This is a genomic window from Taklimakanibacter deserti, from assembly GCA_003574785.1.
The window spans coordinates 23,038-45,448 of record QORU01000028.1; the positions used below are offsets into that span (position 1 = coordinate 23,038).

Consider the following 22,411-nt stretch of genomic DNA (forward strand, 5'->3'; position numbering starts at 1 on the left):
TCTCTCAATCTATCCCCCTCTCCCGTCCGAAGGATGGGAGAGGGTGGCCGAAGGCCGGGTGAGGGCTCTTACTGGCGCAGCTTTCCCACACGCGATAAAGTGACTCCTATGGCCATCACTCAGCAGAAGCGCCTTGAGCAGGCCCGCCGCCTCCGCCACAGCCAGACTCCGGCGGAAGAGCGTCTGTGGTCAGGCCTGCGCGGCCGCCGTCTGCAGAGTCACAAGTTCACCCGGCAATATCCGATTGGGCCTTTCACTGTCGATTTTCTCTGCCGTGAAGCCCGCCTGATCATCGAGGTCGATGGCGCCACTCATTCGGAAGATCACGAGATCGACTACGACGAACGGCGTACGGCATATCTCAGATCGCAGGGCTATCGGATTCTGCGCGTGATGAACGACGATGTTTACCGCCGTTTCGACGACGTCATGGACATGATCCTTCTTGCACTGGAGCATAAACTTCCCGAGGCCCGATAAGAGCCCTCACCCGCCCTTCGGGCACCCTCTCCCATTGCTGCGCAACGGGAGAGGGGGATAAACTGCTCTAGCAGCAACTGTTGCAACCTGCGCCTACTCATCCCTGAAACTCCGGCGCACCGATTCCGATAGCGGGCGGATGATGTAGTCGAGCACCGTCTGCTTGCCGGTGAAGATCATCACTTCCGCCGGCATGCCGGGCATCAGAAAAAGGAAGACGCCGCCCAACATCAAGAGAAGGGCGGCGGCGAAGACTGCCCGCGACGAGGCCGGATCCGTCCAGACCAGCCGCGCGAGGTACTGCTTCGCAAGAGTAATCAGCGGTGACGCATGGTTCTGCCAAGCTGATCGAGCGCTCCATCTGCCGTCTGATGGAGATGAGTGCTGTATCGTAAAGTGTGCTTTTCATGGCTGTGGACGATGATGAGCTTCAGCGATCCTTGAACGCGCGCGACATCTGTTCAGAGAGCGGCTTCAGAAGGTATTCAAAGAACGACCGCTCCGTCGTCTTGATGAAAGCCTCCGCCTGCATGCCGGCCACCAGACGGAGACCACCGAGCCGGCTGATCTCGCTCTCCGACAGCGACAGGCGGACCACATAATAGGAGATTTGCAACTCCGGATCGGTGGTCACGTCGGCCGAGACCTGGGCCACTTGCCCAGCGAGCTCAGGCGTGGTGCGCTGATTGAAGGCCTGGATCCGGACAATCGCTTCCTGCCCGACAAAGAGCTGGTCGATGTCCTGAGGCGCGACCTTGACCTCGAGCCGCAGCGGATCGTTCATCGGAACGATCAGCATCACCGGTTCGCCGGCGATGATGACGCCGCCGACGGTGTGGACCACCAGCTGATGCACATAACCGGTCTGCGGCGCCCGGATCTCGGTTCGCTTCAACTGATCTTCGGCGGCGATGCGCTGCTCGGCCAGCTCGGCGATCTTCGGCTGGACCTCGGTCAACTCCTTCGAGGTTTCGGCGCGGAAGTCCTCGTCGATATTGACGATCTGCAGCTCGGTTTCGACGACCTTGCCCTGCGACTGCGCGATGGAGGCCTCGAGCTGGCCCCTCTGGCCCTCGAGATCGACATATTCCCGCTCCAGGCTGTTGAAGCGCTGGGTCTGGATGAGCTTTTGCGCCTTCAGCTTCTTCAGGCCCTCGAGCTCCTCATCAGCAATGGCGCTCTGCTTTGTGCGCGCCTTCTTCTGCACCTCGAGGCCTTCGATCTCCTTGCCGAGCTGCAGGATGCGCTGCTCGAGCCGCTTCTTGACGCTGGTGCGGGCATCGCGGCGTGCTTCGAAAAGCGCCCGCTCGCTGACGATGAGCTGAGTCACTTCCGGATCATCCGAACGGGCCATGAGATCGGGCGGGAACTGCGGTTCGTCACAGCCGGCACGCTCGCAGGTGAGGCGCGCGGCGCGGATACGCAACTCGTCAGCCTGCTTCAGAACGACCTGGAGGTTGGCGCGCAGCACCGTTTCGTCGAGCCGGATCAGGAGGTCACCGGCCTGGACGAGGTCGCCTTCCTTGGCCAGGAGCTCGCCGACAATGCCGCCGGCCGGGTGCTGCACCTTCTTGACGTTTGACTGAACGACGAACTGGCCACCCGCCACGACCGCGCCGGAAAGCTGCGCGGTCGTGGCCCAGGCGCAGAGCGCGACAAGGAGCACGGTCGCTGTGCCGATCCCCAAGACGCTCTGGCGCCGGAGCGAACGCAGGTGGTGAGATGCCGGTTCGGTTGCCGGCTTTTTCTGGATGGTCATGACACTTGTCGCTCCGGTCTATTGAATTCCACGACGGTATCCTCCGGTTTTGCCCGAGGTGCCGAGGCGGCGCGTGCCGGCGCGATGCGTGCCGCCGGGGCCAGGCGCGCAAGCTTATTCGCCACCTCATCCTTCGACCCGAACTCCACGAAGCCTCCGTCGCGCATGAGGCCGACGACATTGGCGATTTCGATAGCGTGGCCGCTATGCGTGATCATCACGACGATGCCCCATCGCCGGCGCACAGCTTGGATCGCGCTCGCCAGAGCGCGCTCGCCTTCGGCATCGAGGTTGGAATTGGGCTCGTCCAGGACCACCAGGAACGGGTCGCCGTAGAGCGCGCGTGCCAGAGCAATCCGCTGGCGCTGTCCGCCCGACAGTTTCGCTCCGCCCTCGCCGATCAGGGTATCGTAGCCTTGGGGGAACCTGACGATCAGATCGTGGGCACCCGCCGTCTGCGCCGCCGCGACGATCGCATCGGGCGATGCGTTGGGGTCGAAGCGGGCAATGTTCTCGGCGACCGAGCCGTCGAAGAGCTCGACATCCTGAGGCAGGTAGCCGATGAAGCGGCCGCGTTGGGTCTCCTCCCACTGGTCGAGTGCCGCGCCATCGAGACGGACAGTGCCAGAGGCCGCGGGCCACACGCCCACCAGCGTCCTCGCCAGCGTCGATTTGCCGGCCCCGCTCGGCCCGATGATGCCGAGCGCCGAACCGGCCGCGAGCCTGAAGCTGATATTTTGCAGGATCGGCCGCTTCCCGCCGGGTGCAGCCACGTAGATTCCCTCGACCGCCAAGCTTCGACGTGGTTTCGCCAGGGCCAGGGGTGGCGCGACGGAGGCCAGGCTTTCCAGGTTTTCGCGCAAGCGCACATAGCTCTGGCGGGAGGCCACGAATGACCGCCAGTGGGCGATGGCGATCTCGATCGGCGCCAAGGCGCGCGATGACATGATCGCGGCGGCAATGATGGCCCCGGCCGAGATCTCCTGGTGAATGGCATAATAGGTGCCAAGCCCGAGGATCGCCGATTGCAGCATCAGCCGGAAGATCTTGGCCGCCGATCCGAAGGAGCCCGCCGTGGCGGCGACCCTGAGCGAGCCCGCGACATAGCGGGCGTTGATGTCGCTCCAGCGGCTCTGCACCGCATGCCGGAAGCCCATGGCGGCGATGGCTTCGGCATTGCGCCGCGCCATGTCGACAACGACATGGCGCTCCAGCGCATGCGACTGCGTCTCCTTCGCGGCGATGCGGGAGAGGAGGTCGACTGAAAGGGTCAGCACGATGATGACCACGCCGCCGGCAAGCGCCAGCCAGCCGAGCCCCGGATGGAGCAGGAAGCAGGCGGCGAGGAACAACGGCATGAACGGCATATCGAACAAGGCCGTCGGTCCGAGACCGGAGAGGAAGCCGCGGATATTCTCGACATCGCGCACCGGCTGGATCGACTGGCCGGATGTCGCGCCCTTCAACGACAGCATGGTGACGGCGTCGAAGGCGCGCGGCGCCAGCATCTCGTCAAACCGCGCGCCGATGCGCACCAGCATCCGCGCGCGGATGGCATCGAGAACCCCTTGCGCGCCGAAGGCGGCGAGCGCGATCAGAGAGATCGCCACGAGCGTCGCCAGGCTGCGGCTGGTCAATACGCGATCATACAGCTGCAGCATATAGAGCGCGCCGGTGAGCATCAGCAGATTGATGATCACCGAGAAGAGACCGACCCCGTAAAGCCAGGGTCGGATCTGCTGCAAAGCGAGCGCGGCCTCGCCCGGCGGGCGAGGGCCGCCTCGAACGGAAGACGCATTCACTTCCTACACCGAACTCGACAGCGACTGCAGGTAAGTCTGCATGGCGGCGTCCGCCAGTAGTGTCGTCGGATCGCCGTCAGCCTCGATGTGCACTTGAAGCGAATCAAGGTCCCCGTCGGTATCGGAGTCGGCCAGTTGCAAGGTCGCGGTGTCGCCATCGGCGTCCGTGGCCTCGATGTCGAAGGCCAGGTTGACGTCCGGCGTATCGGGCGTGAACGAGAAGCCCTCCAATCCAAGCTTGGCCTTGTCGTTCTGGTTGCCCACCACTTGCAGCTGGATATCGGTGAACCGCTCGCCGCTCGCAAGCTCCACAGTGGCGATGAGATCGCCGCTTCCGACTGCGGTATAGGTCACGTCGGCGCCGCCGGGATTGTTCGCGCCGCCATCGTCGAGTAGGGCCACCACCGTCCCGTCTTCCAGGATAGCGGACCAGACGTAATCTGGATTGCCCGCGTCGTCCTTGATGGTCACCGTGAACTGAGACGCGGCGACCTCGTTTCCGCCCGAGTCCTCGAACGAAAACGTCACCGATTCCTCGTTCTCGATGGTGTTCTGGACAACACCAATTCCACCGCCCGAGGCCTGGCTCACCTGAAGAGTGGTATCGGCCCCGGCAGCGGTCTCGGCATCGATAACCAGCTGCAACCCGCTATTCGAGAGAGTCAGGTCGGGGTAATCGCCGGAGGCAATCCCCGCCGCGCTGAAGACCACTGGGTCGGGTGGCGGCAGCTCGGCCAGGAGCTCAAAAGTATAAGCACCTGTGTCGTCGATGGTGAACGTATAGAGGTCTTCACCAGGTTCTATAGTCCCGTCACCGTCGAGATCCATGTGACCAGTTACGGTCTTGCCGTCGAGACTGATGGTGTAGTCGACCCCTTCCTCGCCCGTCGCCTCGGTGATGATGAAGCTCACCGCCTCATCCGCACCGACCGAGAACGTGGCCTGACCGCTTGCCGTTCCCGCCGATCCCACGACATTCTCTACGCTCAGGTCTTCGGCGCCGGTGAGCTCGGGGATGTCGTCCTCCACCGCAATGGTGAAGTCGTCCGCCACCAGCACATTCACTGTGTCGCCGTCGGCGTCCGTCACCTGGATGATCGAGGAGAAGTCGATGGCAGGAACCGACGTGCCCGTGGTGACCAGATCGACGTTTTCATCGTCGGCCCCGTCATCCACATGGTCGAGCTGGTCGTCGAGATCGAACTCCCATGTCCCATCCGGGTTTACCACCAGGGTGAAGACGGTACGTCCGTCGGCCGTGGCCACAAGCGTGTCGAGGGTCCCATCCAAGTTCTCGTCACTCGTCGCATAGGTGACAGCGTCGCCCTTCGAAAAGAGCTCCGGCAGCGCTGACGTGTCGCTGTCAAGGCCGAAGGCAGCCGGTGCATCCGCTCCCACGGCCACCAGCGCTGCCAGCGACCCTGCGACGAGGCTCGACTTCTGGTCGTCGTCGTTGGTCTCGCCTGACTCCTTGTTGCCTTCCGACTGGTCGGCGCCGTTCAGGCCTCCCGGATCACCTCCGACTATCGACATGCCGTCCTCCAAGACCGTCGCCGCGATTGGTGTCGCGTCAGCGGCCCGGATCGGGATGTCGTCGTCGATCGTGATCCCGAGCGTACCGAGCGCCTCATCGCCGTCGACATCCGTCGCCACATAGCCCAAGGCGAGGTCGATGTTCGGATTCTCGGTGTTGGGTGTGACTCCTTGCCCATGCTCCAGCGCTTGCTGCAGCGTGAAGACAAAAGAGCCACTTTCATTGCCGATGCCGGGATTGGTGACTTGCAGCGTAAATGCCGCGGTGGCCGCGGCATCAGTCGGATCCGTCGAGCCATAGAGCGTATTGGTCGCCCCGTCCCAGACGTAGGTCAGGGGAAGATTGCCATCGGACGTCATAACCGCATTGCTCGAGGTGTCCGTGACCGCTTGACCGTCCAGTGCGGCGAAGCTGATCGTCGCCCCGTCGAAATCCGATTCGAAGTCGATCGGGAAGTCGTCGGTCACACTGTCCGAGCCACCGTCGTCGCCCGGCGATGGGCTCGGCAGGTCTTGATTGCCGGCGGCGAGGAAGTCCTCGTCGACGAAAACGCCAAGCTCGCCAACCACAGGAGCATCGTCGTCCAGCGGCACCGTCTCGTCGTCGCTCGCCGGATCGCTCTCGTCGGAATCCGCCGTCGCCAGGTTGTCGACCTGTTCGGCGTCGATGTCTTCCTGGGTGAGCACATAGGTGCCGGTGAAGGTCGTCGTGTCGGTCTCGCCCACATCCAGCGTGGTCGGTCCGCCAACCACCGTCACCTTGGGATCGGTCACCGTCACATTGGTCAGCGTCACATTGCCGGTGTTGCTGACCGCGAAGGCGTAAGTGATCGTCTCGCCGACATCGGCATCGCCGTCACCGTTCTCGTCGTTGAACGTCCCTGTCTTGACCAGGGCGATCCCCGGGTCCTGCCCCAGGTCCACCGTCTCGTCGTCGTCGTCAGTGACGTCGCCGCCCGCCGGCGGGGAGCCGGTGGCCAGCGCCAGATTGTCAACCTGACCGGCATCAATGTCGGCCTGGGTAACCACGTAGCTGCCGGTGAAGGTCGTCGTGTCGGTCTCGCCCACATCCAGCGTGGTCGGTCCGCCAACCACCGTCACCTTGGGGTCGGTCACCGTCACATTGGTCAGCGTCACGTTGCCGGTGTTGGAGACCGCGAAGGCATAGGTGATCGTCTCACCGAGATCGGCATTGCCGTCACCGTTCTCGTCGTTGAACGTCCCTGTCTTGATCAGATCGATCCCCGGGACCTGCGCCAGCGGCACCGTCTCGTCGTCGTCGTCTGTAACATTGTCGCCCGCCGGCGGGGACCCGGTGGCCAGCGCCAGATTGTCAACCTGGCCGGCATCAATGTCGGCCTGGGTGACTACGTAGCTGCCGGTGAAGGTCGTCGTGTCGGTCTCGTTCACATCCAGCGTGGTCGGTCCACCGACCACCGTCACCAACGGATCGGTTACCGTCACGCCGTTCAGCGTCACGTTGCCGGTGTTGCTGACCGCGAAAGCGTAGGTGATCGTCTCGCCGGCATCGGCATTGCCGTCTCCGTTCTCGTCGTTGAACGCCCCTGTCTTGACCAGAGCGATCCCTGGGACCTGCGCCAGCGGCACCGTCTCGTCGTCGTCGTCGGTGACGTTGTCGCCCGCCGGCGACGTGCCGGTCGCCAGCGCCAGATTGTCAACCTGGCCGGCATCGATGTCGGCCTGGGTAACCACGTAGCTGCCGGTGAAGGTCGTCGTGTCGGTCTCGCCCACATCCAGCGTGGTTGGTCCGCCAACCACCGTCACCTTGGGATCGGTTACCGTCACGCCGTTCAGCGTCACGTTGCCGATGTTGCTGACCGCGAAGGCATAGGTGATCGTCTCGCCGACATCGGCATTGCCGTCGCCGTTCGCATCGTTGAACGTCCCGGTCTTGACGATCTCGATCGCCGGGTCATCCGGCACCACGATCGCTGCCGGCGAGAGCTGAATCGACGTCGCGCCGGAACCGCCGATGTCGACAGTCGTTTGCAAGGAACCGCCGGTCCAGGCCGAAGCGCCATTCGTCGGTCCTGATCCCTGATCCGGCACATCTCCGGGAGCGGCAATCTGCAGGCCGTAATAGATCTCGGCAATCCCGTTCGTCGTGGTGGGGCCGGTGTAGATGAAGGTAACCGTAACTTGCCCATCTTTGGTGCCGGTTCCCGTGAAGGTCACATCACTGACCTCCGTGATATCGGCGTCGACCGTGTAAAAACTGCCCTGGATGCCGCCGCCGTTGGCGAACGTGCTGTCTATCACGGGGTCTTGACCAGGGGACGCACCCGGTAGCGAGCCCGGAGTCCGGCTTGTGTTAAAGTCGGTAATGAAGGCAAAACCGCCCGCATTGGTGTTCGCCTGGTAGAAATTGTAGGTGATCGTGAATGTATATTCTTGTCCATTTACGAGTGGGGCCTGATTGGAGGCCTTGAAGACGAAGACATGAGGGATCACCTCGCCCTCGGAATATTCGGATTTGTTCGCCGACAGGATGTTGTTGTTCCACGCGCCAACCTCATCGGCCCAGTGCTGGTAGACCTTGCTGATCTTTCCTGTAGCCATCGTAATGTCCTCCCATGCGAAATCTGCGTTCACAGTTTTTCGCCCCCGCTGCGTCAGTCATGTCAGATGAAAAGCAAAATTCGTCCCTTCGCCGCCGATCGATCCGGCATGCGCAAAGAGGGACGGAATTGTTGGGCTTCAGAAGGTCACTTTTTCGGGATTTATATACTCAGCATCCGTAGCGACAGGCGTGACTGTTGCTGAGTTTCGATCAGGGGGATGGACTCAAGTCCACTTCACCTCCCCCGCGTTTACGCGCGGTACCTACACGCAAAGCCTTACTTGATGAGGAAACACGATAACAAAGTTGTTAGAATTGTAAAGAAGGAACTTGACGATACGGAATAATTATGCGGATGGCAAAGGTTCCCTCGCAGTGGGAACAAGCTGTGAGATAGAAACCAGTCACCCGAAAATCTCACCGCCCTACAGGTTTCCCGATCCTGTTTTATATTTGCAACTCTACTCCTCGGCTTCTCATGGCAAACGTCCGGGCTTGGCTTCCCGGCTTAAAACGCTAAGGTGCCGTCAATGATTCCCGCCATAACCTTCGCCGTCGGCGACATCCATGGATGCGAGCGCGCCCTGCTCGAGCTTTTGCGCCTGTGCACCGACTACGCTTCCGGGCGGGCGCATCGCTTCGTCTTCATCGGCGATTATGTCGACCGCGGCCCGGACAGCCGGTCCGCCATCGCGACGCTCCGCGCTTTGCAGCAGCGCATGCCTGGCGACGTCGTCTGCCTGATGGGCAATCACGAGGAGCTGATGCTCGGGGCGATCGACAGCGGCGATCCCAGCTGGTGGTTCAACAATGGCGGCATGCAGACGCTGCTCAGCTACGGCACGCGCGATCCCGCGGGACTGCCGCAAGACGACATTGCCTGGGTGAGGTCGCTCGGCCTCTCCTTCGATGACGGCAAAAGGTTCTTCGTCCATGCCGGCGTCGATCCGGATCATCCGCTCGACCGGCAGCCGCGCGAGGCGCTGCTGTGGATCCGCGGGCCTTTCCATCACAGCGATCGCGATTATGGCCGGCTCATCGTGCATGGCCACACGCCGACGAGGAACGGACGGCCGGAGGTCAGGCCCAACCGCATCAATATCGATACCGCTTGCGTCTATGGCGGCGTGCTCACGGCGGCGGTATTCACGGCGAGAGAGACCGCGCCGGTCGACTTCCTCACGGCGCGCGAATAAGGCGCCTTCGTTTCGCAAGGATTGCGATTGTGCTATGGCCTTTTGAGGGGGTTCCCATGATCACGCTCTTCTCCTACCCGAAGCTTTTCGGAGTCGCCGACAACAACGGCTACGGCCTCAAGGTCTATGCGTTTCTGAAGCTGGCCCAAATACCCTTCGTTCATCAGAACATCTTCGATGCCGCGCAGGCGCCGCGCGGACAGCTGCCCTATATGGTTGATGACGGCGAGACGATCGGCGACAGCGACACGATCATCGCCCATCTCAAGCACAAATATGATCCGCCCATCGATCAAGGGCTCGGCACGGCGGAGCGCGATACCAATCTATTAGTCTCGCGGCTGCTCGATGATCTCTATTGGGTGATGTCCTACTCACGCTGGCAGGACGAGGCGTTCTGGCCGCAGTTCCGCGACGCGCTCATCCATGAGCATCCCCCTCAGCGAAGCGGATCTCGGCAAGGCGCGCGAGTTCAATTTCAAGCGCTATCATTTCCAGGGCATCGGCCGCTTTCAGCCACCCGCCGCCTATGCGCGCGGCATCGCCGATCTCGAGGTGCTGGCCAATCTCGTCCCGGCGACCGGATATGTGCATGGGGCGAAGCCAGGCAGCGTCGATGCCGCCATCTACGGCTTCATCGCCAATATCCATTTCTATCCGATTGGGACTCCGCTGAAGAAGTTCGTGGCCTCCAGCGCAAAGCTCGTGCGCCATTGCACCCAAATCCATGGCTTGATCGGTTCCTGATTGTACATTCAGCCAGGCTCTGGCCTCACCACAAAAGATAACTGGTGCTATGACGCGGGTGACGCATCCGCTTTGATCATCTTCGGCGCGCCCAACCACGACCCCCCGGATGTGAACAAGCGCGCCCTTGAGGGCCCCGCAGCGCGAGCTTCGGGGCTCTTTCGCTTCGCGGGATATTCGGCCGGCACGCAACTCCTCCTTCCCCCTTGGCTTCCCCCGCTCTCGCCTTCGCGAAGCCCAGGCTTCGCTTCGGCGCAGCAAGGTCGCGGGAGAAGGAGGAAGTTCCGGTTCGCTATCCACTTTTCCCGGCCACGCCCGCGCGCTAAGGTTGCCCGGATAGGGGGAGGGGACGGTCATTCACTCGCTGCCGATAGCGCATCCGGATGAAGCGAAGGCCGCGGCGGTTACGGCGACACCGCTCGCTTACGCCATAGCGGTGTCGGGCTGGCTGCTGTCGGCCGGCGTCTATATCGCCGCCAAATGGGCCGGCCCCGAATTGCCGCCCTGGACGCTCTGCTTCGCCCGGCTGGCGCTCGCCTGTCTCATCCTCGTGCCGGTGGTGCGCCCGCATCACGGGAAGATGATCGCTTTGCTCAAGACCCGGCCGCTCGCGGTGCTCGCCCTCGGCGCGATCGGCCTGACCTTCTGCCAAGGCACCCTCTTTGTCGGCCTCACCTATACCGATGCGACTACCGCCGGCATCATCATGGCGCTGTCCCCGGTCATGACCGTGGTGCTCGCCCGCTTCGTGCTCGACGAGCCGCTCGGCCTGCTGAAGGTCGTCGGAGCGTTCATCGCTCTCGCCGGAATGCTGGTCATCGTCGCGCATGGCGACCTGGCCGCGCTGCTCAAACTCCAGTTCAACATGGGTGAATTGTGGATCGTCGGCAGCGCCCTGTCCTGGGCTCTCTATACGGTCCTGCTGCGCCGGGCCAAGTTCGGACTCGACCTCCTGCCCACGGTCGTCCTCCTGCTTGGCGCAGGGGCGCTCACATCCCTGCCCTTCGCCATATGGGAATTCCTTTCCGGCAAGCACACTTCGCTGGAGCTCGAAGGACTTCTGGCGCTGGCCTATATGGCAGCACCCGGCGGCGCGCTCATGTATTATATCTATAACCGCAGCGTCCAGGCGCTGGGCGCCGGTCGCGCCGGCATGATGCTCTATTTGCAGACCGTCTTCGTCGCGGCGCTCGCCTATCTGTTTCTCGGCGAGAGCCTGCACGACTACGACCTCGCCGGAGCGGCTTTCATCGTCGTCGGTCTGGTGCTCGCCGCCATCAAGGCGAAGCCGCCACGCGCCGAGAAGGCCGCATAGCATTCGAGGGAAATGGGAGGCTGCCGCAATGCATCCGGATGAGGCGAGACCCAAGACAGACTCGGCGACACCGACCGCTTACACCATAGCGGTGCTGTGCTGGCTGCTGTCGGCCGGCGTCTATATCGCCGCCAAATGGGTTGGCCCCGAGATGCCGCCCTGGACGCTGTGCTTCGCCCGGCTGCTCATCGCCTGCGCGATCCTTCTGCCGTTCGTGCGCCACCATTACGGGACAATGATCGCGCTCTTACGGTCGCGGGCCATCGAGCTCATTATCGTCGGCGCCCTCGGCCTCGCCTTCTGCCAGGGCCTGATCTATACCGGCCTCAACTTCACCGATGCGACCACCGCCGGCATCATCATGGCGCTCACCCCGGTCATGACGGTCGTGCTGGCGCATTTCGTGCTCGGCGAGACGCTCGGCCTGTGGAAGGCGCTCGGCGCGCTCCTGGCTCTCATCGGAATGATGGTGATCGTAGGTCACGGCGATATCAGCGCGTTGCTCAGGCTCGAGTTCAATCTCGGCGAACTGTTCATCGTCGCCGGCGCATTGTGCTTTGCCATCTATACGGTGCTGCTGCGCCGGGCCAAATTCGGCCTCGAGCTCATGCCGCTGCTGGTGCTCCTGCTGGCGGCGGGCGCGCTCACCGCTTTGCCCTTCTTCCTGTGGGAGCTCCTTTCCGGCAAGCATTCGGCCCTCGAGACGAATGGCCTGCTGGCGCTCGCCTATGTGGCAGGCCCCGGCGGCGCGCTGATGTATTATCTCTACAATCACAGCGTCGAGTCGCTCGGCGCCGGCCGCGCCAGCATGATGCTCTATCTGCAGACCATCTTCATCGCCGTCCTCGCCTATTTGCTCCTCGGCGAGAGCCTGCATGGCTATGACCTCGCCGGAGCGGCCTTCATCGTCGCGGGGCTTGGGCTCGCCGCCATCAAGACGAAGCCGCCGCGTGCCGACAAGGCCGCGCAAGCCGGCTGACGACCGTTAACGGATTTCAAGCGGCGGTTCGCACGGAGCGTCGCGCCCTGCCGGCAATGGCGTGAATGGCGACATAGAAGACCGGCACGAAGGGGATCGCGATCAATGTCGAGGCCAGCATTCCGCCGAAGACGACGGCCCCGATCGACTGCTGGCTCGCAGCCCCTGCGCCATCGGCCGTCATCAGCGGCACCACCCCCAGGATGAAGGCGAAAGAGGTCATGAGGATGGGGCGGAACCGCCGGCGCGTGGCTTCGATCGCGGCATCGCGCGGCGATGAGCCCTGCTCCGTCAGCTCGCGGGCAAACTCGACGATCAGAATCGCATTCTTCGCCGCCAGCGCCACCATCAGCACGAGGCCGATCTGCGTATAGAGGTCGACCGGCAGCTTCTTGGCGGCGAGCGCGATGATGATCCCGACCAGCGATATCGGCACGACCAGGATCACCGCGACGGGATCGGTCCAGCTCTCATACTGGGCGGAGAGCACCAGGAACACGAGCGTGATCGACAGACCAAAGATGATGAACATGGAATTGCCGACGAGCTCTTCCTGATAAGAGACGCCGGTCCAGTCGGTATCCATGCCTTGCGGCAGCGTGCGCGCCGCAATCTCGCGCATGATGCCCATCGCCTCGCCGGTACTGTGCTTGATCGTCGGGACGCCGATGATGGTCGCTGCGGGATAGAGATTGTAGCGGGTCAGGAGCTCCGCACCCAGAACCTGGCGGACCGAGACGAACGAGCCCAAGGGCACCATCTGGCCCGATTGATTGGGCGCCGTCAGATGGCCGATATCGGGGATCTGACGGCGGTAGTCGCCGCCCGCCTGAATTCTGACCTGATAGCTCTGATTGAACATGTTGAACATGTTGACATAGGCCGAGCCGATATAGATCTGCACCGCCTCGAATACGTTGTTGACCGGAACACCGAGCGATCGCGCCATGTTGCGGTCGATGTCGAGAAAGAGCTGCGGGCTCCTGGCGCTGAAGGTCGTGAAGCCGGTGCGCAGGAGGTCGGGCTGGCTCGTGGCGTCGTTCACCATGGCTTGAACGGTCTTGTCGAGAGTGGTTATGCCGCGGCCGCCGCGGTCCTCGACCACCATCGAAAAGCCGAAGGCGGCGCCGAGACCCGGTATGGGCGAGGGCGGCAGCACCGCGACAGTGGCCGACTGAATCTGTTTCACCCGCTCCTGCAGGCTCGCCATGATGGTGAGCTGGGTGACGCCCTTGGGGCGTTTGCCCCAATCCTCGTAGATGACGAAAGTCGTCAATACGTTCGAGAGTTTTGCCGAATCGAGCGCGGAATAGCCGCCGATCGTCACCCAGCCCTTGAGGCCGGGTATGTCCTTGTAGATCTTGTCGAGCTCGGCCGAGACCTCTCCCACGCGCCGCTGCGCGGCGCCGGGCGGCAGCCTTGCGGTCACGATGCAATAGCCCTGATCCTCGAGCGGCATGAGGGTCGATGGATATTTCATGAGCCCGAACACGCCGAGACCGACCAGGACGAAGAACAGGCAGGCCATGGAGCGGCAATGGCCCGTCATCCAGCGCACCAGCACCACATAGAGGGCCTCGATCCTGCCATAGGCCGCATTGAAGCCGCGAAACAGGATGTTGGGACGGCCCTGCTTGCGCGGCCGGAGCAGCAGCGCGCATTGCGCGGGGTTCAGCGTCAAGGCGTTGAGCGCGCTGATCATGGCCGTCGCCGCCATGACGAGAGCGAACTGGCGAAACATCTGGCCGGTGATGCCCGGCATGAACGACGCCGGCAGGAACACCGAAACGAGGACCAGGGTCACGCCGATGATGGGCCCGGTGAGCTCGCGCATGGCGGTGATGGTGGCGTCCTTCGGCGTCATCCCCTGCTCGATATAGTGCGACGTGTTCTCGACGATGATGATCGCATCATCGACCACGATGCCGATGGCCAGGATGAGCGCGAACAGCGTCATCAGATTGACGCTGAACCCCATGAGCGCCATGGCCGAGAAAGCGCCGATAATGGTCACCGGCACCGTCAGCGCCGGTATGAACATCGCCCGGATGTTCTGCAGGAAAATGATGATGACGATGAGCACCAGCACGCCGGCCTCGAGCAGCGTCGAATAGACGGCATTGATCGACTGGTTGATGAACAGCGTCGTGTCGTAGACCGATGAATATTTGAGACCTTCGGGAAAGGTCTTCGACGCCTCGTCCATCAGCGAGCGCACGCTGCCCGCGACTTCGAGCGCATTGGCGCCGGGCAGGGCGAAGATCGCCACATTGGCCGCCTTTCGGCCGTTCACCGTGGAGAATATCGTATAGACCTGCTGGTCGAGCTCGACCTTGGCGATGTCCCTGATCCTGACCAGTGCCGCGGTCTGGCGATATTGATCCGCCGCAACCTCTTCGCCCTCGGTCGATGGCGGCAGGCTCTTGACGATGATGTCCTCGAACCCGGCGATGTCGGAGAGCCGGCCCAGCGTATTGATGGTGAGCCGATAGAGCTGGCCGTCGGGGGACGGCGCGCCGCCGATGCTGCCCGCGGCGACTTGAATGTTCTGCTCCTCTATCGCCTGCTGGACCTCGGCTACCGAGATTCCATAGGTCTTCAAGAGATCGGGATCGAGCCAGATGCGCATGCTGTAGGGACCGGCGCCGAAGACGGTGACCTGGCCGACACCCGGCAGACGCCCGAGCGGATATTGCAGATTGATGACCGCGTAGTTGCTCAGGAACTTGTCGTCATAGCGGTCGTCGTCGCTGTAGAGGCTTTGGATCAGCAGGATGTTCGTCGATACTTTCTTGACGTTGACCCCTTGCGCGCGCACCGGCTGCGGCAATTGCGGCAGCGCCGCGTTGACGGCGTTCTGCACGAGGGCGAGCGAGGTATTGAGGTCGGTCCCGATCTCGAAGGTGACGGTGAGCGTGTAGCTGCCGTCGCTGCCGCTCGACGACTGCATATAGACCGAATGCTCGACCCCGTTGACCGCCTGCTCGATCGGGATGCCGACGGTGCTGGCGATCACATCGGTGCTCGCTCCGGTGTAGCTGGTGGTGACCTGGATGGTCGGCGGCACGATGTTGGGATATTGCGCGACCGGCAGATTGAACAGGCAGACGGCGCCGAGCAGCACGATGATGATGGCGATTACATTCGCAAAGATCGGCCGCTCGATGAAGAACTTAGACATTCATCTCAACGCCTCGGCCTTCCCCTCATGGGGCCCCTGAGGCGCCCAGCGTCCGAGCCTCCGCCGCTTCCCGCCGCCATGCACCGCCACGAAGAAGACCGATACGAAGGGGATGGCGATCAGCGTCGAAGCCAGCATGCCGCCGAAGACGACGGTGCCGAGAGATTGCTGGCTTGCGGCACCGGCGCCCGTGGCGGTCATCAGCGGCACGACGCCCAGGATGAAGGCGAAAGAGGTCATGAGAATGGGACGGAACCGCCGGCGGGTCGCCTCGACCGCGGCATCGACGACCGACATGCCTTCGCCCTTGAGCTGGCGAGCGAATTCGACGATCAGGATGGCGTTCTTGGCGGCCAGCGCGATCATCAGCACGAGCCCGATCTGGGTGTAGAGATCGGTCGGAAAGGCGCGAACCATGAGCGCGGCAATGACGCCGACGAGCGCCATCGGGACCGTCAGCACCACGGCGGCCGGATCGACCCAGCTCTCATACTGGGCGGCGAGCACCAGGAACACCAGCACGATCGACAGGGCGAAGATGAGATAGGCCTGATTGCCGATGAGCTTCTGCTGATAGGACAACGCGGTCCAGTCATAGCCGACACCGAGCGGCAGATTCGCCGCGACGATCCCGTCCATGATGTCGAGCGCCTCTCCGGAGCTGACACCCGGAGCGCCCGAACCTACCACCGGTATGGTGGGATAGAGATTGTAGCGCGTGAGCAGCTCGGAACCCAAGACGTCGCGCACCTTGATGAGAGAGCCCAAGGGCACCATGGCGCCTTGCTCGTTGGCGACCGTAATCCTGGTGATGTCGGAGAGCTGGCGCCGGTAGTCGGCATCGGCTTGCAGCCTGACCTGAAAACTCTGATTGAATTTGGTGAAGAGATTGACATAGGCCGAGCCCAGATAGGTCTCGAGCGCCTCGAACACGTTGTTGACGGATACGCCGAGCGAGCGCGCCATAGTCCGGTCGATATCGATATAGATCTGCGGGCTGGTGGCGCTGAAGGTCGTCGACACCCCTTCGAGCTTCGGATCGGCATTGGCCTTGGCGAAGATCGCATCGGCCGTCTTTTCCAGCTCCGCGAGGCCGACGCCGGTGCGGTCTTCGAGCATCAGCTGGAAGCCGCCGGCCGAGCCGAGCCCCGGGATCGGCGGCGGAATCAGCACTTCCGTGGTGGCTTTGCGAACCGCGAGCAGCCGCGTCTCGAGATCCGCCACGATCTTATCTTGAGTGAGACCAGCCGGGCGCTTCGCCCAGTCCTCGTACATGACATAGACCGTCACGACGGTCGCGAGATTGGCCGAATCGAGCGCCGAGAAACCACCGCTCGTCACCCAGCCCTTGACGCCGGGTGTCTCCTTGAAGATCGCATCGAGGCTTGCGGCAACCTCACGCACGCGCGATTGCGATGCTCCATCGGGAAGCTTCGCGACAACGATGCAATAGCCCTGATCCTCGGTCGGCAGGAAGGCCGTGGGATGACGCGCGAGCAGCGTGCCGGCCGCCGCGACCGCGCCGACGAAAACCAGGACCATCATGCGCGGACGGCGCACCATGAAGCGCACCACGCCCATATAGACGCCTTCGATCGCCTGGTAGACGCGGTTGAAACCGCGATAGAACCAATTGGGCTTCTTGTCGCTGTGGGGGCGCAGATAAAGCGCGCATTGCGCGGGGCTCAAGGTCAAGGCCGAGATGGCGCTGATGATGGCGGTCGCGGCGATGACCAGGGCGAATTGCCGGAACATCTGTCCGGTGATGCCGGGCAGGAAGGACGCCGGCACGAACACCGCGGTCAGCACCAGAGTGACGCTCATGATCGGCCCGGTGAGCTCGGACATCGCCTTGATGACAGCATCCTTAGGTCTTTGTCCCTGCTCGATATAGTGCGAGGAATTCTCGACGACGACGATGGCATCGTCGACCACGATGCCGATGGCCAGGATGAGCGCGAAGAGCGTCATCAGATTGACGGTGAACCCTAAGAGCGCCATGGCGGTAAAGGCGCCGATGATCGTCACCGGTACTGTCGCCGCCGGCACCAGCATGGCCCGCAAGTTCTGCAGGAACACCATGATGACGATCAGCACGAGTATTCCGGCCTCGATCAATGCCTTGTAGACGCCGTGGATGGAATCCTCGATGAACACCGAGCTGTCGAGCAGCGCGGTGTAGCGCAGGGCTTCCGGAAACTTCTCGCTCATGCTGTCCATGAGCTTCTTCACTTCGCTCGCCACCGCGAGCGCGTTGGCGCCGGGGGTGGTGTAGATGTTGATCTGCGCCGCCTTCTTGCCGCTCAGACCCGAAAAGGTGGAAAAGCTTTGCTGGCTGAGATCGACGCGGCCGATGTCGCGAATGCGGATGACGCTCGCCGACTGGTCGCTGGCCTGGCCGGGCTCCTTCACGGTCGCCTGCGGCGGATCGCTTTTGACGATGATGTCCTCGAACTGTTCGACATCGGAAAGGCGGCCGAGCGCATTGACGGTGAACTGAAAGATCTGATCGGAAGAGACCGGCGGCCCGCCGAGCTGGCCGGCGGCAACTTGAGTGTTCTGGTCCTGGATCGCATTCTGGACATTCGATACCGTCAGCCCATAGGCCTTGAGCTTTTCCGGATCGAGCCAGACCCGCATGCTGTAGGGGCCGGCGCCGAGGATCTGCACCTGGCCCACGCCCGGCAGGCGCGCGAGCGGGCTTTGCAGGTTGATGATGGCGTAGTTGCTGAGAAAGGTTTCGCTGAAGCGGTCGTCGTCGGAATAAAGGCTGCCGATCAGCAGCACATTGGTGCTGACCTTCTGGACCGTGACGCCTTGCACCTGCGCCTGCTGCGGCAGTTGCGACAGCGCCCCGTTGACGGCATTCTGGACGAGCGAGATCGAGGTGTTGAGGTCGGTTCCGACCGCAAAGGTGAGAGTGAGGATGTAGCTGCCGTCGCTGCCGCTCGTCGATTGCATGTAAAGCGAGTTCTCGACGCCGTTCACGGCATGCTCGAGCGGTATGCCGACGGTCGCGGCGACGACGTCGGCGCTGGCGCCGGGATAGTTGGCCGCCACCTGAATGGTCGGCGGCACGATTTCCGGATATTCCGAGATCGGCAATCTGAGCATGCTCACCACGCCGAGCAGTACGATGATGATCGCCAGGACATTGGCGAGGATGGGTCGTTCGATGAAGAATCTGGACATCCTCGGAGCCCCGCCTCGCCTCAGCCGCCTTGCGAGTTCGTCGCGTCCGCCGAGTCGGGCGCGCTTTGCACCTGCTGCGGATCGACCTTGCGCCCGGGGATCGCCTGGAGCGCCCCCTCGATGATCACCAGGTCGTCGCGGGTGAGGCCGTCCTTCACGACGACGTCCTTGCCTCTTTGCGCGCCGGTCGTGACCCCCTTCCGCGCCACCACATTGTCCGCGCCGACGACCAGCACATAGGATCCTTGCTGGTCGAAGCTGATGGCATCGCCCGGAACGAGCAGCGCATCCGCGGGCTTCCCGGCAGGCGCCCGCACCCTCACGAACAGGCCGGGCAGCACGGCACCGTGCGGGTTGGCAAAGATGCCACGCAAGGTAAGCGTGCCGCTGGTGGGCGACGCGCTGATCGAGGCGAAGTCGAGACGGCCGCTGTGGGAGTAGGTGTCCTCGTTCAGGAGGGCGTACTCCAGGGGGATGTTCCTCTCCACGACAGGTGTCGTATTGGCTGGATCCTTGGCTCTTTCATCGGCCACGATCTTAAGCAGGTCGCGCTCGTTGATGGTGAAGTAGACATAGATCGGGTCGATCTGGTTGATCTCGGCGAGCTCCGTCTGACCCGTGGCGCCGACCACATTTCCCGGATCGACGAGATGGGTGCCCATGCGGCCGTCGAACGGCGCCTTGACCTTCGTGTAGCCGAGATTGAGCTCGGCAATGACGACTTGCGCCTCGGCCGACAGGAGATCGGCCGCAGACTTGTCCTTCTCATATTGCCAGCGGTCGACGTCGGTCTGCGGCGCGGCATGCTGCTTGAAGAGATCGGAATAGCGCTTCAGCTCCGTCTCGGCGTGCACGAGGGCCGCTTTCGCGGCCAGGACCTGGGCTTGAGCTTGCTGCAGCTGCGCCTTGTACTGATCGTCCTGGATCGAGACGAGGAGATCATCCTTCTTGACCGGCGCGCCATCCTTGAAGTGGTTCTCCTGGAGATAGCCCTCGACCCGCGCCACGAGCTTGACGGTGTTGCTCGCCACCGTGTTGCCGGTGAACTCGAAATAGTCGATGACGGTCTCGACCCGCGGCGTCGCCACGGAAACCTTGGGCGGCGGTGGTGGTGCGGTTGCCTGCTTTTCGTCGCATGCCGCCAGCGCCGCGGCCATCATCAGGCAGGCAAGGACATGCGCGGATATGCCCGATCCGGACCGGTTTACCCGATCAGGCCGCATAGTCGATTTCGTCAAGATGCTTCTCACTCACGATCACCAATCGGGCGGTGGGATCTTCACCTTGTTGGCCTTTTTCGACGATGGCAGTCCCGGAGCCCCCGGGCGCAAGAGAACCGAGTCGCTGCCGCCCGGTCCCCAGTCGGTCCGGTCGGCCATGGCCTCGCGCGTTGCCGGCGGCACGAAGTCATGACCTTGCCTGATCTGCCAGCCCCCGCCCAGACTGCGGTAGACCGCGATCAGCCCCGTAGCGACATCGCCCGTGGCTTCGGTGAGGTTTATCTGGGCCTCGTAAAGATTCTGCTCCGCCAGCAGCACGGTGGTAAAGTCGGCGATGCCGCCCTGGTACTGGGTCATGGCGATCCTGAGCGCGCCATTGGCGGCCGCGACACTCTTCCTCAGGAGCTGGGCCTGGGCCCGCGATTGAAGAAACTGCGCCAGCCCGTCCTCGACCTCCTTTTGCGCCTTCAGCACGGTATTCTGGTAGTTCAGCAGCAGCGCCTGAAGGCGCGCGTCCTGCATGCGCACATTGTTGGTGATCTGCCCATAGTTCAGGATATTCCACTGGAAGGACGGGCCGACCGAATAGGCAATGCTGTTGTTGGTGAAGAGATTGCCCAGATTGTTGTTGCCAAGCGTCGTCGCCGAGGTGCCGATAGTACCCAGCAACGTGAAGGACGGGTAGAGATCGGCCTTGGCAATTCCGATCTGGGCACTCTGCGCGGCTGCGGCAAGCTCCGCGGCACGGACATCCGGCCGGCGGCGCAGGAGATCGGCCGGGATGCCGACAGCCACTTCCTTCGGCGCGGTCGGAATGGGGCGGCGGCCTGCGATCAACGTGTCGAGCCGTTGCGGCGGAAGGCCGAGCAGCAGGCTCAAGGCGTTTCGTGCCTGCTGCAGCTGCAGCGTCAGCTGCGGTATCGACGCTTCGGTAGCATAGAGGACGTTCTTGGCCTGGAAGACATCGCGCTCCGCGACAGCGCCGCCCTTGTACCTTGCCTGGGCTATGGCCAGGGCATCCTTCTGCTTGCGGATATTGTCATAAGCGATGGCGATTTCCCGCTCGATCGTGCGGATGGCGACATAGGTCGTGGCGACGTCGCCAATGAGAGAGACGATCACGTCATCGTAATTCGCCACACTTTCGAGGAATGCCGCGTCGGCGGACTGGATGGCGCGGCGGAACTTGCCCCAGAAATCCAGCTCCCAAGCGATCCGCGCGCCGAGCGAGACTTTCCAGTATTTGGGCAACAGGCCGAGAGACGAGGTCGGATCCTTATTGTAGTTGAGCTCGCCGACGGCCTGCTGCTGCTGGGGATAGAACTCACCGACGACCAGGCCCAGCTGCGCTCTCGCTTCCAGGACGCGCACTCCTGCGATCCTGAGCGTCAGGTTCTGCTCGAAGGCCTCTTGCACCAACCGGTTCAGCGTCTTGTCGTTGAATACCGTCCACCAGTCGACATATTCCTGGCGCCTCGTGTTCACGGTGCGGTTGCGCGCTTCAAGCCACTGCGCTGCAACAGGCGCGTTTGGTTTCATCCAGTCGGGTCCGACCATGCAGCCCGAAAGCGCCGTCAGCGATCCAAGGAGCAAGACCCGCGCGCTTCGGCCTGCCCAGTCCCGCAAATTGGGTTTGGATCTCTTTCTTGTGTTTCCCCGCCTCATAGTTCCAATCAACAACAGATTTGACGTAAAGGCAACAATATTGCGATGCACCCTTGCCCAAATGGTCCTGTTGAATGAGCGGCACCGTCGCTTCGCCGCCTCCTTTGTGGGAACTCCTGTGCCGAAGAGCTTCCAGCGCTCACCTGTATTCCAGCCCCGGACGATGCGCTGACGTATTATTTCTACAACGGCGGCCCAATGTTCCGTTTGCTCACAGGAACTCACAACGGGCGCAGCCTGCGCGAGCCTTTTACGTGAGGGCATGCCTGCCGCTCGCTTCCCGTATCGTGAGCCTCAGGCCCTTCGAGGGTCCGCGTCCCTCTCGACTTCGGGTGAGCGTTTGCGCGCATGGACATGGAGCGCGCTTGCCGAAGGCGCCAGGAAGCCTTGCCCGTGACGCAGCAGAGCGGCATGCCGGCCCATGATCTCGAGCTTCGGCGTCATCGGGCGAGACGGCCCCGGGCACAGCGCCGGAAGCCGCCGTCCGGCCTTCCGGCAACAGGTGCCAAGCTCACGCAAGGTGTTGCCGACATTTTCAGCATTGGCCACGATGGTTGCGACGATGACGGCAAAGAGCGCGACGATCTTCGCCGCCCATGGCGCGATGATGCGGCCGAGCGCCGGGCTTTGGCAAAGCGTGCTGGTCACGTGACGGTTCTTTCTGGGGAGAGAGCCCGGTTCTCGGATCTTCGCAAGAGCCAGAACAGGGAATTACAAAAGCAATGTGCCCGGCAGCGGCTATGGCCGGATCAAGTCCAGCC

At 62.7% G+C, this 22,411-nt stretch carries 12 protein-coding genes and 1 pseudogene; 5 read left to right on the forward strand and 8 right to left on the reverse strand.

What is annotated here, in order from left to right; translation table 11 throughout:
- The first annotated feature begins 108 nt into the window (after nt 1-108).
- The gene (locus tag DS839_RS34890) at nt 109-480 is read left to right on the forward strand and encodes an endonuclease domain-containing protein (RefSeq protein WP_119275176.1); all 372 of its coding nucleotides are present in this window, start codon (nt 109-111) and stop codon (nt 478-480) included.
- A 430-nt stretch (nt 481-910) separates the two neighbouring features.
- Here DS839_RS34890 and DS839_RS34895 read toward each other — a convergent pair whose 3' ends face one another.
- From DS839_RS34895 to DS839_RS34905, 3 genes are read right to left on the reverse strand one after another with little or no spacing between them, the layout of a single operon-like run.
- A complete protein-coding gene (locus tag DS839_RS34895; protein WP_119275177.1) occupies nt 911-2,239 on the reverse strand; it encodes an HlyD family type I secretion periplasmic adaptor subunit in 1,329 nt (442 codons plus the stop codon).
- Complete coding sequence (locus DS839_RS34900; RefSeq protein WP_119275178.1) at nt 2,236-4,041, reverse strand: type I secretion system permease/ATPase; 1,806 nt, start codon at nt 4,039-4,041, stop codon at nt 2,236-2,238. Before DS839_RS34900 ends, DS839_RS34895 begins: the two co-directional genes overlap by 4 nt.
- A 3-nt stretch (nt 4,042-4,044) precedes the next feature.
- Nucleotides 4,045-8,154 carry a CLIPPER-2 domain-containing protein gene (locus DS839_RS34905; RefSeq protein WP_119275179.1) on the reverse strand — a complete coding sequence of 1,370 codons (4,110 nt, stop codon included), beginning with the start codon at nt 8,152-8,154 and terminating at the stop codon, nt 4,045-4,047.
- A gap of 531 nt (nt 8,155-8,685) precedes the next feature.
- On the opposite strand from DS839_RS34905, the gene DS839_RS34910 reads away from it, so the two are divergent.
- From DS839_RS34910 to DS839_RS34925, 4 genes and pseudogenes are all read left to right on the forward strand, one after another.
- Complete coding sequence (locus DS839_RS34910) at nt 8,686-9,351, forward strand: metallophosphoesterase family protein (RefSeq protein ID WP_119275180.1); 666 nt, start codon at nt 8,686-8,688, stop codon at nt 9,349-9,351.
- 56 nt (nt 9,352-9,407) lie between these two features.
- Nucleotides 9,408-10,098, forward strand: a pseudogene (locus tag DS839_RS34915) (glutathione S-transferase family protein).
- A gap of 355 nt (nt 10,099-10,453) precedes the next feature.
- Nucleotides 10,454-11,413, forward strand: coding sequence for a DMT family transporter (locus tag DS839_RS34920; RefSeq protein WP_162919008.1), 960 nt, complete (start codon nt 10,454-10,456; stop codon nt 11,411-11,413).
- 28 nt (nt 11,414-11,441) lie between these two features.
- On the forward strand, nt 11,442-12,392 hold the full coding sequence (locus DS839_RS34925; RefSeq protein WP_119275182.1) for a DMT family transporter: 951 nt from the start codon (nt 11,442-11,444) through the stop codon (nt 12,390-12,392).
- A gap of 16 nt (nt 12,393-12,408) precedes the next feature.
- Here DS839_RS34925 and DS839_RS34930 read toward each other — a convergent pair whose 3' ends face one another.
- From DS839_RS34930 to DS839_RS34950, 5 genes are read right to left on the reverse strand one after another with little or no spacing between them, the layout of a single operon-like run.
- A complete protein-coding gene (locus tag DS839_RS34930) occupies nt 12,409-15,573 on the reverse strand; it encodes an efflux RND transporter permease subunit (RefSeq protein WP_119275183.1) in 3,165 nt (1,054 codons plus the stop codon).
- Complete coding sequence (locus tag DS839_RS34935) at nt 15,574-18,765, reverse strand: efflux RND transporter permease subunit (protein WP_119275184.1); 3,192 nt, start codon at nt 18,763-18,765, stop codon at nt 15,574-15,576.
- Between the two features lie 20 nt (nt 18,766-18,785).
- Nucleotides 18,786-20,003, reverse strand: a complete 1,218-nt coding sequence (locus DS839_RS34940) for an efflux RND transporter periplasmic adaptor subunit (RefSeq protein WP_368912095.1) — start codon at nt 20,001-20,003, stop codon at nt 18,786-18,788.
- Nucleotides 20,004-20,021: 18 nt separating this feature from the next.
- Nucleotides 20,022-21,914, reverse strand: a complete 1,893-nt coding sequence (locus DS839_RS34945; protein ID WP_368912096.1) for an efflux transporter outer membrane subunit — start codon at nt 21,912-21,914, stop codon at nt 20,022-20,024.
- A 30-nt stretch (nt 21,915-21,944) separates the two neighbouring features.
- Entirely contained in the window at nt 21,945-22,298 is a 354-nt protein-coding gene (locus DS839_RS34950; RefSeq protein WP_119275187.1) for a hypothetical protein, read from the reverse strand.
- Nucleotides 22,299-22,411 lie beyond the last annotated feature (113 nt).

Excerpts from the sequence above, each read along its gene's own strand:
- DS839_RS34890 (WP_119275176.1), top strand. The coding sequence starts at position 109 with ATGGCCATCACTCAGCAGAAGCGCCTTGAGCAGGCCCGCCGCCTCCGC.
- DS839_RS34895 (WP_119275177.1), bottom strand. The coding sequence starts at position 2,239 with ATGACCATCCAGAAAAAGCCGGCAACCGAACCGGCATCTCACCACCTG.
- DS839_RS34905 (WP_119275179.1), bottom strand. The coding sequence starts at position 8,154 with ATGGCTACAGGAAAGATCAGCAAGGTCTACCAGCACTGGGCCGATGAG.
- DS839_RS34910 (WP_119275180.1), top strand. The coding sequence starts at position 8,686 with ATGATTCCCGCCATAACCTTCGCCGTCGGCGACATCCATGGATGCGAG.
- DS839_RS34925 (WP_119275182.1), top strand. The coding sequence starts at position 11,442 with ATGCATCCGGATGAGGCGAGACCCAAGACAGACTCGGCGACACCGACC.
- DS839_RS34930 (WP_119275183.1), bottom strand. The coding sequence starts at position 15,573 with ATGTCTAAGTTCTTCATCGAGCGGCCGATCTTTGCGAATGTAATCGCC.
- DS839_RS34935 (WP_119275184.1), bottom strand. The coding sequence starts at position 18,765 with ATGTCCAGATTCTTCATCGAACGACCCATCCTCGCCAATGTCCTGGCG.
- DS839_RS34945 (WP_368912096.1), bottom strand. The coding sequence starts at position 21,914 with ATGCCCTCACGTAAAAGGCTCGCGCAGGCTGCGCCCGTTGTGAGTTCC.